We start from the raw sequence: 10,224 nt of genomic DNA, 5'->3' as shown, positions 1-10,224 counted from the left end.
GGAGCGACGGTGCGACGATTCGACCTGCTCGCGAAAGCGGTATTACTGAAGTAACCCGGTATCAAGGACTTTGGACGACTCGCCAAGCACGCTCTCCGCCAGTTGCACAAACGCTGTGGTACTCACCGCCCCCAAATGCATCGCACCCCGCAACACATCATCCAGCGAACGCTTGTTGCGCGTCTTCAAGCGAATCTCGCGATCCAGCTCCTGCAACAACACCACCGCTTTTGACACCTGCGCCGGGCTGATCTGAGCGCCGCGCAAGGTCGTGACTTTCTCGCCGTCCTTGGCCAGTTTCGCCTGCAGCGCCTGATAACGCTCATCGCTCATGCCACCGGCGCGGCGCACCAGTTCGATGGCGTAATACTCGGCAAAGCCTTCGCTGATCCAGTCGCTGCGCTGCTCGTCATTGATCCGTCCGAACACCTGCGCCAACTCCCGCACCAATGCACTGCTGCCGCTTTCACTGACCAGCGGCAATCGGCTGTTCACGAAGATCGATTCATGCGCACCGAGGCTGCCGCGCCACATCGGGTCGTTGGCGCCGACAATCAGCAGCTTGGTCGGATGGCGCGGGTAAACCGCCTGCACCTGCGGCCAGACAAAGGTCAGCAACGTCAACACATCCATGCGGCGCATGCCCTGCCCTTGTGGAGACGCCACGGTGACTTCGGTTTCGCCCAGACGCGTGCGGCGGCTGCCAAGGTGCCCCGCGAGCACCCAGCCAGCCGGGCGGTCGAACAGACGCGAGGGATTGTCGATGCGGAATTTGTTCTTGCCGATCCGTGGCCATACCGTCTCGACGCTTTTCCAGCCGTCGGGCAATTCGAATTGCAGACGCGCGACCAGTTCCGTGTCGTCCTGCTGATCGAGTTTGGCCGGCGGTACGAGTTCATCGCCGCGCATCAGCGCCCAGGTCGGCGTCATGCGTGTGTCGAAGCTGCCGTTCTTGCGTCCGTGGCTGATGCGCACGCGGTAGGTCAGGCTGGCCTTGTCGCTGGAGGGACGCCAGACACCGCGCGCCTGTTTGCCCGGAGTCAGCAACCATTGGCCGTCGGCCTTGAAATCACTGTAATGGCTGCCGTCGCCGAGGTCGAAATCAAGACTGCGCACCGCTTCGCCTTTGGCCAGGGTCAGGCGCACTTCGGCCTGATCGCTCTGCGGCAACAGACGCACGTGGTAATCCAGATCGACTTTCTTCGCCGCCAATACCGGGGCGCTCAGCGCCAGCAACGCGATCATCAACGCTCGCTGCAATCCGACAGCCATACACACTCCTTGGTAAAGCTCGATCCGGCGGACGCTCAGCCCGCGCGAAAAATCAGGTGATCTTCCCAGTCATCCTCTGGCACGCTGCCTTCGGCGAGCATGCGCCCGGACTGGGAAATCCGTTCGCGATGCACAGCGTCGCGATCGCCGCAGACCAAGTGATGCCACAACGGCAGATCCTTGCCCTCGCTGACCAGACGATAACCGCAGGTCGGCGGCAGCCATTTGAATTCTTCGGCCTGGCCCGGGGTGAGCTGAATGCAGTCCGGGACAAACTTGATGCGATTCGGGTAATCGCTGCACTGGCAGGTGTTCAGGTCCAGCAGTTTGCAGGCGATGCGCGTGTAATAGACGCTGTTGTCTTCTTCATCCTCGAGCTTTTGCAGGCAGCACAGACCACAGCCGTCGCACAGCGATTCCCATTCCTGGTGATTCAGCTGATCGAGGGTTTTGCGTTTCCAGAACGGTTCGACTTCGGCGGCCATGGCTCAAGCATCAACATCAGGTGGTGAAAAGGCCGCCAGTCTAGTGCTCAAGGCCCTGCGGGCCAAGCGTTGGCGACTGCCGGTTCCGCGGGGCTTGTCAGTTTTTCTGCCGGCGCGTAGCTTTGCCAGTCGCAAGGAGCCTTGCCCGCAAGCCATTAACGCTCGACCGCGTTGCATTGTGGTGAACCCTCAGGCTCGGAAAACCCCATCGTTCAGCGCAACTGATCCCGCCGGGTTTTCATTCGAATGTCCGACTCAAACCTAGCAAGGAATCTCTCGATGAGTGCCAACCCTCGCGTTGCCGATTACGCCATTCACCCGCAATTCACCGACCGCTGGTCGCCGCGCGCCTTCACCGGCGAAGCGATCCCGGAAGAAACCCTGCTGAGCTTCTTCGAAGCCGCGCGCTGGGCGCCGTCGGCGTACAACTCGCAGCCATGGCGCTTTCTTTATGCACGTCGCGATACGCCGAACTGGGAGCGTTATCTGGGGCTGTTGAACGAGTTCAACCGTAGCTGGGCGCAGCATGCGTCGGCACTGGTGATCGTGATTTCGAAAACCACCTTCACTGCACCGGGCGCCACTGAAGAAACTCCGGCGTTGTGGCACACCTTCGACACGGGTTCGGCGTGGGGCCATCTGGCGCTGCAGGCGAGCATCAGCGGCTGGCACACCCACGGCATGGCTGGTTTCGATCAGGAACTGACGCGCAAAGAGCTGAATATTCCGGAAGGTTATGCGCTGCACGCGGCAGTCGCAGTCGGCAAGCTGGGCGACAAGGCAACCTTGGCCGAGTACCTGCAAGCCCGCGAAGAGCCGAGCCCGCGCCGTCCGCTGAGCGAACTGGCGGCTGAAGGCGACTTCACCCTCTAAGCCACAGCGCATGATCGTTCCCACGCTCTGCGTGGGAATGACTCAAGGGACGCTCCGCGTTCCAATGGGACGCAGAGCGTCCCGGGCTGCATTCCCACGCGGAGCGTGGGAATGATCTGAAGCGAGGAGATCAATAACCGCGGTTGAAATCCACTTCCCCGCGCAACGCCTCGCTCGCCTGATACGCCTTCAGGTTGTCGACAAACAGCTGCACCATCAACGCCGGTGAAGTGGGCGCCGAGCTGTGCCCGGTCAGCAACAAGCCCCACGCGGTCCAGAACGGATGACGTTGCGGCAACGGCTCCTGACGGCAAACGTCGATCACCGCCCCCGCCAAATGCCCTTCCTTCAACGCTTCCACCAGATCCGCATCGACGACTGCAACGCCACGTCCGGCATTGATGAACAACCCGGTCGGTTTGAATTGCTTGAACAGCGCCGCGTCGTAGATATCGTGGGTGTGCTCGGTGTTCGGCAGCAGATTGACCACGTAATCCACCTCGCCGACCAGTCGCGGAAGATCCGCCATCGAACCGACTTCGACAAACGGCGTCTGCTCGCGGGCGCTGCTGGCGATGCCGTACAACTCGACGCCAAACGGCCGCAGGAACTGCGCCACGCTCTGGCCAATGTAGCCGGTGCCGACGATCAGCACCTTGCGTCCGACCAGGCTCTGGCCTGTGCGGTTGTCCCATTTGCGCTCGACCTGGCTGACCAGTCGCGCCAGCACTTCGCGCTCATGGCCGAGCATGTAGGTGAGGACGTATTCGGCCATGACCTGACCAAAAATCCCCACCGCACGGGTCAAGCGGTAATCGCGACGCAAACCATCGGCGAGCAGCGGCGTGATGCCGGCCCAAGTCGATTGCAGCCATTGCGGTTGATGGCCCTGACGCAGCAGGGTCGCCAGCAGATCCGGCTGGCCCAGCCACACCGGGCAGTCGGCCGCCTGACGGGCCAGTTCGGCCGAGTCGCCGCTGGTCAGCACTTCGAGTTCCGGCGCTGCCTGACGCAGCAGTCGGGCGTATATCGCGTGGTCGTGTTCGGCAATCAGAACGCGCATCTTCAAACCTTTCGCAAACCGTGCAGAAGGCCGCCGGATTCAGGGCGACCATCGCGGTAAAAACAGTTCCAGGGTTAACCAAGGCCCAGAACAGGGCCTTGCAGATCAGACCGGATCGTTGCGTCGCAGCAATTCTTCGGGCAAGTGCTCGATGTACTCGTCCTCGGCCGGCGGCATTTGCAGGTGATAACCCTGCTTGTCGAGGTTTTCGAGGACCACGACGATGTCTTCGCTGGCCAGTTTGCGCTCGGGCGAGAGCACCAGATCAAACGAATGCTTCGGCTTGCCGAAGGCCAGCATCAGCGCTTCCGGCACGCGTTCAAGCGCGTCACTTTTGAGCACATAAAGGTACATGCCACTGCGCTTGGAGCTTTGGTAGATGGAGCAAATACGTTTCAAGGCTGTTCTCCGGCGGTGGCCAGGCTGTCGAGCAGCTTCTGGCCCATGAGTTCGCGGCGCCAGCCACGCAACGACTCAGGCAATTGGTAAGGACCCTCGGGGTAGCCGCTTTTGACCAGGGCTTCGAGGGTTTTCTTGCGCAGCATCAGCTCCGGCGCGATGTCCAGGCGTTCAGCTTCGGCCTGACCGAGGGCGCGCAGTTGTTTGATCAACGCAGCGGCTTCGATCGGCAATGGCTCCGGCACGGCGGGCGGCCATTGATCAGGCCCCACACTGCCAGAGCGCTTGATCAGATCAAGCAGAAATTGACCGTCCTGACGCACGGTACGCGGGTGCATGTCTTCGATCTTGCCCAGCGCAGCGAGGTTGTCCGGTTGCGTGCGAGCGAGCGGCCACAGCGAATGCTCGCGGACGATGCGGTTGCGCGGCAGATCCCGGGCGCGGGCCTCGGTTTCACGCCAGGCGCACAGTTCACGCAGGACCGCCAATTGCGCACGAGAGAGTTTCCACGCCAGTTTGGCCTCGCGGTACACCTCGTACGGATCGGTTTCGCGGCGCAGGTTAGCGACCAGTTCGGCACCGTCCTCAAGCACCCAGGCGAATTTGTCGTCGGACAGTTTCGGACGCAGCTGTACGAAAACTTCCGCCAGATGCACGGCATCTTCGGCGGCATAGCTGATCTGCGTTTCGGACAGTGGGCGCTGCAACCAGTCGGAACGGGTTTCGCCCTTCGGCAGTTCGATGCCCAGCACCGATTGCACCAGGCGCGAATAGCCCATGGAGAAACCGAGGTTCAGATAAGCCGCGCCCAATTGAGTGTCAAACATCGGCGCCGGCAGGCTCCCGGTCAGGCGCAACAGGACTTCGAGATCTTCGCTGCAGGCGTGCAGGACTTTGAGCACCGCCGGGTTTTCCAGCAACGCGGCCAGTGGCTGCCAGGCATTGATGGTCAGCGGATCGATCAGGTAAGCGCGTTTGCCGTCGCCAACCTGCAACAGGCCGGCAATCGGGTAGAAGGTGTCGACCCGCATGAATTCGGTGTCGAGGGCAACGAACGGCAGCTGCTGCCACTCGGCGCAAAACTGCGCGAGGCTTTCGTTGTCGCGAATCCAGTGAATATCGATGGCCACACGGCTCTCCCTTGAAGAATGGCGCGCAGTATATATCGGCACCGGCGATTTACGCGCCTGCGAAGGGCAAGAGCTGTAACGAAATGTCCTGCCCAAGGGAAAGAATAGTCTGACAGAGGAAACGGACAGGCCCGAAGCAGCTCAGTCCTTGGCCAGCACGCCGTCGATCACCGCACCGCGGCAACCGGCAAACATGTCCAGATCTGGCTGATAGACCGAGCTTTTGACCTCCAGCAGACCCAGCATCGAGTGAAACAGGTTGTCCTGACTCAGCGGTTTGTCACGGCTCATTTGCAGGCAATGGGTATCGACCGAGTAGGACTTCTGATAGTTGTCAGAGAACCACGCCAACATCGCTACATGCTTTTGTTGCTCCGGCGCCATCATGTAAGGCGTGCCATGCAGGAACAGGTTGTACTCGCCCAGCGACTCGCCGTGGTCCGACAGGTACAACATGGCGGTATCGACTTTGTCCTGATTATTGCGCAAGACATCAATCAGACTCGACAGCACATGGTCGGTGTAGACCAGCGTGTTGTCGTAGCCGTTGACGATACTTTCGCGGCTGCAATTGTTCAGCGCATTACTTTCACAAACCGGAGTGAAGTGTTCGTATTCCTTGGGATAGCGTTTGAAGTATTCCGGGCCGTGACTGCCCATCTGGTGCAGAACCAGAACGGTGTCCTTGTCCAGATGATCGATAAAACTTTGCAGCCCCTGCAGCAGAATTTCGTCGCGGCATTCGCTGTTGGCGCACAGTGTCGGGTCTTTCAGGTTACTGACATCTTGCAGTGTCACCCGATCACAAGTGCCTTTGCAGCCAGACTGGTTATCACGCCAGATCACGTCGATACCAGCACGTTTGAGTACATCCAGCAGGCCCTCTTCATTCTTTGCCTTGCTGGCGTCGTAATTCTTGCGACCCATGTTGGAGAACATGCATGGCACCGACACGGCGGTTTCCGTGCCGCAGGAGTGCACGTCGGTAAAAGCGATCAGCCCCGTCTCCTTGTCGAGTTGCGGCGTGGTATCACGGTCATAACCGAGGATGCCGAAGTTCTCGGCCCGGGCACTTTCACCCACCACTAAGACGGTCAGGGATTTGCGTGGCTGGAGTTGCACATCGGGATTGCGCTGCGCATCTTCACCGATCTTGATGAACGGTTGCTGCGCCGAGACCACTTGTTCACGCAGGTAGCCGAATGAAGCGCCGATGTAATTGCTCGGAACCAGCATCAAGCGGATTTCATGGTGATTGCGAAACAACGAGGACAAGCCTTGATAATTGGCCAATGCCACACCACCGATTACCGCCACCGACGCCACACTCACAATAACTTTACTGAATAACTCGCGGTGCCAGCGGCGGTAATTGACGGGGACTTTCCAAAGCAACCAGCACGGCATAACACCCAGCAACAGGATATAAGCAAACAACTTCAACGACAGCAGATCGCGCACTTCCGTGGTATTGGTTTCGGCAAAGTTGCGAAACATGCCGGCATCAATCATCACGCCATACTGGCTCATAAAATAAGCGACGCCGGCGCTGATCATGAATATCAGCATCAGCACCGGTTTAAGCAGCGGACGGAAGGCCAGAAATGTCAGCACCATGTTGAACGCCGCGAAGATCATCACCGCGAACGCCACGCGCATGGCGAGGCCTTTGCCATCGGCTGCGGTGATGTCGAACAGGTGCTGCCAGAGCACGAGATTGAACCCGATCAAAAGAAAGGCACTGGCCACCAACGTCACCCATTCCGGGCGCACGGCTTTTAACTTCAACATAGAGAAGGGCAATTCCTGAAGAGAACAACCTTGGGCAATTATGAAAAATTCGTTTGTGAAATTTTCGTTAACTAAGGCATGACAAACTTTAGGCAGGCAAGCATCAATTTTTTGTGAAAAAGACGCCAATGATTAGTTGGCTTTCGGCAATACCGTGAAACTTGCCAAGTATTTGGGAATGGTTCAGCTTTTATTCAGAAATACTGCACACTTCTCTTTGTGGGAGCGAGCCTGATCGCAAAGGTGTTGGCACATTCGATATTTGCGGCGACTGGTAAGCCGCTTTCGCGAGCAGGCTCGCTCCCACAAGGGATTCGCGCAGTTATCGAATTATTGAATAGGCCGATGGATTTTTCGGTTTGCCCGCCACAAGCAGATCCGCGCCTAATCGTCAGCCCCGCTCAAAGGTCTGAAGATGGAAAATCCCCGCGCCACCACCCGCCCCGCTGTCTGGCTGATGCTCGCCATCGTCCTCGTCGCGCTCAACCTGCGCCCTTCGATGGCGGCAATCGGGCCGCTGCTGTCGGCGATCCGCGACGATATTCCATTGAGTTTCAGCCTCGCCTCGCTATTGACGATGCTGCCGGTGATGGCCATGGGACTGGCGATGTTTTTCGGCATTGGCGTCAGTCGACGGCTGGGCGACCAGCGCACGGTCATGTTGTCGCTGCTGATCATCGGCGTGGCGACGTTCTCGCGCTTGTTTGTCGACTCCGCCGCCGAGTTGATTGTCAGCGCGGTAATGGCCGGAATAGGCATCGCGCTGATTCAGGCGTTGATGCCGGCGCTGATCAAATCCCGCTTCCCCGACCACATGGCGCTGTGCATGGGGTTGTATGTGACGTCGATCATGGGTGGCGCGGCGCTTGCCGCATCGTTCGCACCCTCGGTGATGCTGCGAACCGGCAGTTGGCGCAGCGCGCTGGCCGTGTGGGCGACGCTGACATTGCTCGCGCTGGTGTTCTGGTGGTCGCAACGCAATAGCCTGTCGTCTCCGACGATGGCGAACGCCCCGAAGAAATATTCCTTCTTCAACAATTCCCGCGCCTGGTTACTCGCCCTCTTCTTCGGCTTGGGCACCGCGTCCTACACCTGCGTGCTCGCCTGGCTCGCGCCGTACTATGTGGAAAAAGGCTGGAGCGAACAAAACGCCGGGTTGTTGTTAGGTTTTCTGACAGCCATGGAGGTGATTTCCGGTCTGGTGGTGCCCGCCATCGCTAATCGCAGCCGTGATCGGCGCTCGGTATTGACGGTGCTACTCGGTTTGATCATCGGCGGTTTCTGCGGGCTGGTTCTGAGTCCGCAACACCTCAGCCTGCTCTGGCCGTGCCTGTTGGGCTTGGGGATCGGCGGACTGTTTCCGATGAGCCTGATCGTTTCGCTGGATCACCTCGACAACCCGCAGCAAGCGGGCGCTCTGACCGCTTTTGTGCAGGGGATCGGCTATCTGATCGCAGGCCTGTCGCCACTGATGGCCGGGATGATTCGCGACCGGCTGGGCAGTTTCGAGTGGGCGTGGTGGTCGCTGAGCTTGGTGATGGTGGTCATGCTGTTGATGGTCCGGCGCTTCAATCCCGGGCATTACGCACGACACTTTTGGCGTACCTGACTAGAGGCCTCTGGCCATGTTTTAGCGCTTTATCGGACGACGTCGTGTTGCTAAAACTTTCTGTCCCACAACTGTCCGTGAAATGTCCTACAGGCCTTTGTCCTGGCACCATCGTTCCGTTAGGATCGTTCGCACACGTTTGCGCGGATTCAGCGCAAGGAGCACAGCGGGACGGAACGGATGCTGAACAGTAACTTGCTTCGCAAGCTCGACATGCAGGATCTCATGGTGTTTATCGCCGTGTATGAACAGAGCAGTGTGACCGATGTGTCGGAAACGCTGTTTGTCAGCCAGTCGACCGTTAGTTACTGCCTGAAGAAATTACGCACCAGTTTTGAAGATGAGTTGTTCATCAATACGCGGACCGGCATGCGTCCGACCTACAAGGCCAGCAGCATGTATGGCCATGTGCAGAAGATCCTCGAGAGCATCAACCTGTGCCACGCCGGCGCCCCGGCGTTCGATCCGACGCAACAGGCCGTCACGTTCAATATCTGTGCTCCGGAATACTTCGAGCAATTGATCCTGCCGCGCCTGTTGAAGCGTTTCGACTTCGACGATTTGCCGGTGATGGTCAATATGCACAAGTTTGAAACCGACGTACCGGCCGACGAGTTGCGCGACGGCAGCCTCGACCTGGTGATCAGCTTCGGCCCCAACTTCCATCGCAACCACACCGACCTGAAGTCGCGCATGCTGCTGGAGGACGATCTGGTCTGTGTGTTCGACAAGCGCGCTACGCCGCTGGAACCGCGTCTGAGCCTGCAAGCGTTTACCGAGCGCCGACATGTGTTCCCGACGCCATGGACATCCAGCACCAACATGGTCGATGGCTGGTTGGCGCGACAGGCGCAGAAACGTCAGATCGTCGCGCGCTCAAACAGCTACAGCGCCGCGTTGAAAATGATCACCGGCACCGACTTCATCCTCACCCTGCCCCGGCGCATCCAGCGTTTACTGACCAACGAAGCGGTGTTTAATCACTGTGAGGCGCCGAACGGCTTGCCGGGGTTCACCCTCGACATGCAATGGAGCCAGAGCGTGGATCAGGACAGCGCCAACGTCTGGCTGCGCGAGCAAGTGATCAAGGTCTGCAGCGAAATGCAGGACGCGTAATTCCTACACGCCGATGGCGGTTTTGCTGTAGGACTCACGATCGATGTCGACCAGTTCGACGCACAACTGCACTTCGACCCCGGCCGGCCATTCGCAGAGATCCTGCAACACCGCCAGCAGGCTTTGCGACAGTTGCTTTTTGGTCTCCGGCGAACGCCCGCTGAGCAGCGCCAGCTTCAGGTAAATGAAGGCGCGCTCGCTCATGGCGGTGCCGACCTTGAAGGTCTCGACCTTGATCGCGCGGCTCTTGATATCGAACTCCGCCGCAAACTGACCGGAGCCCACCAACGTATTGTTGAGCCGGATCAACGCGACATCGGCGTTCAACTGCGGCAGGTTGGCGGTGTATTCCATGTGCAGGTGTGGCATCGGGAGGCTCCAGTCAGATGGCGGAAAGTTCCTACATATAACACAGCGCTCCTCCCCTCCTGTGGACGTTCACATCTCAATGTGGGAGCGAGCTGCGACAAATAAGTGTGATGTTCG

Annotated in this window: 10 protein-coding genes; 3 read left to right on the top strand and 7 right to left on the bottom strand. The window is 59.0% G+C overall.

Going from position 1 to position 10,224, the window contains the following annotated elements; genetic code table 11:
* Positions 1-42 precede the first annotated feature (42 nt).
* Entirely contained in the window at positions 43-1,272 is a 1,230-nt protein-coding gene (locus tag ACQ4OE_RS08745; RefSeq protein ID WP_430946383.1) for a hypothetical protein, read from the bottom strand.
* Between the two features lie 35 nt (positions 1,273-1,307).
* A complete protein-coding gene (locus ACQ4OE_RS08740; protein WP_122591720.1) occupies positions 1,308-1,757 on the bottom strand; it encodes a YcgN family cysteine cluster protein in 450 nt (149 codons plus the stop codon).
* A gap of 279 nt (positions 1,758-2,036) precedes the next feature.
* On the opposite strand from ACQ4OE_RS08740, the gene ACQ4OE_RS08735 reads away from it, so the two are divergent.
* The gene (locus tag ACQ4OE_RS08735; protein ID WP_258709401.1) at positions 2,037-2,630 is read left to right on the top strand and encodes a nitroreductase family protein; all 594 of its coding nucleotides are present in this window, start codon (positions 2,037-2,039) and stop codon (positions 2,628-2,630) included.
* Between the two features lie 130 nt (positions 2,631-2,760).
* Here the strand turns inward: ACQ4OE_RS08735 and ACQ4OE_RS08730 are convergent, their stop codons facing one another.
* The 4 genes from ACQ4OE_RS08730 to ACQ4OE_RS08715 all read right to left on the bottom strand — a co-directional run bounded on the left by ACQ4OE_RS08730 (position 2,761) and on the right by ACQ4OE_RS08715 (position 7,013).
* Entirely contained in the window at positions 2,761-3,693 is a 933-nt protein-coding gene (locus tag ACQ4OE_RS08730) for a D-2-hydroxyacid dehydrogenase (RefSeq protein ID WP_430946382.1), read from the bottom strand.
* 105 nt (positions 3,694-3,798) lie between these two features.
* Positions 3,799-4,092, bottom strand: a complete 294-nt coding sequence (locus ACQ4OE_RS08725) for a YcgL domain-containing protein (protein ID WP_007911350.1) — start codon at positions 4,090-4,092, stop codon at positions 3,799-3,801.
* On the bottom strand, positions 4,089-5,222 hold the full coding sequence (gene rnd / locus ACQ4OE_RS08720) for a ribonuclease D (RefSeq protein WP_430946381.1): 1,134 nt from the start codon (positions 5,220-5,222) through the stop codon (positions 4,089-4,091). Before rnd ends, ACQ4OE_RS08725 begins: the two co-directional genes overlap by 4 nt.
* Before the next feature lie 141 nt (positions 5,223-5,363).
* Complete coding sequence (locus tag ACQ4OE_RS08715) at positions 5,364-7,013, bottom strand: phosphoethanolamine--lipid A transferase (protein WP_122591715.1); 1,650 nt, start codon at positions 7,011-7,013, stop codon at positions 5,364-5,366.
* A 415-nt stretch (positions 7,014-7,428) separates the two neighbouring features.
* Here ACQ4OE_RS08715 and ACQ4OE_RS08710 point away from each other — a divergent pair, with 415 nt between their 5' ends.
* Entirely contained in the window at positions 7,429-8,622 is a 1,194-nt protein-coding gene (locus tag ACQ4OE_RS08710) for a cyanate transporter (protein WP_430946380.1), read from the top strand.
* A 180-nt stretch (positions 8,623-8,802) separates the two neighbouring features.
* On the top strand, positions 8,803-9,738 hold the full coding sequence (locus ACQ4OE_RS08705) for a LysR substrate-binding domain-containing protein (protein ID WP_430946379.1): 936 nt from the start codon (positions 8,803-8,805) through the stop codon (positions 9,736-9,738).
* Between the two features lie 3 nt (positions 9,739-9,741).
* Here ACQ4OE_RS08705 and ACQ4OE_RS08700 read toward each other — a convergent pair whose 3' ends face one another.
* Positions 9,742-10,107 (bottom strand): 5-carboxymethyl-2-hydroxymuconate Delta-isomerase, encoded by a 366-nt coding sequence (locus ACQ4OE_RS08700; RefSeq protein ID WP_430946378.1) that lies wholly within the window; start codon positions 10,105-10,107, stop codon positions 9,742-9,744.
* Positions 10,108-10,224: the final 117 nt, after the last annotated feature.

Origin of the sequence: Pseudomonas sp. WC2 (genome assembly GCF_050586545.1) — a bacterium.
Taxonomy (GTDB): Bacteria; Pseudomonadota; Gammaproteobacteria; order Pseudomonadales; family Pseudomonadaceae; genus Aquipseudomonas.
Note: the sequence above shows the minus strand (reverse complement) of the source record. Positions and strands in the feature narration are given on the sequence as shown.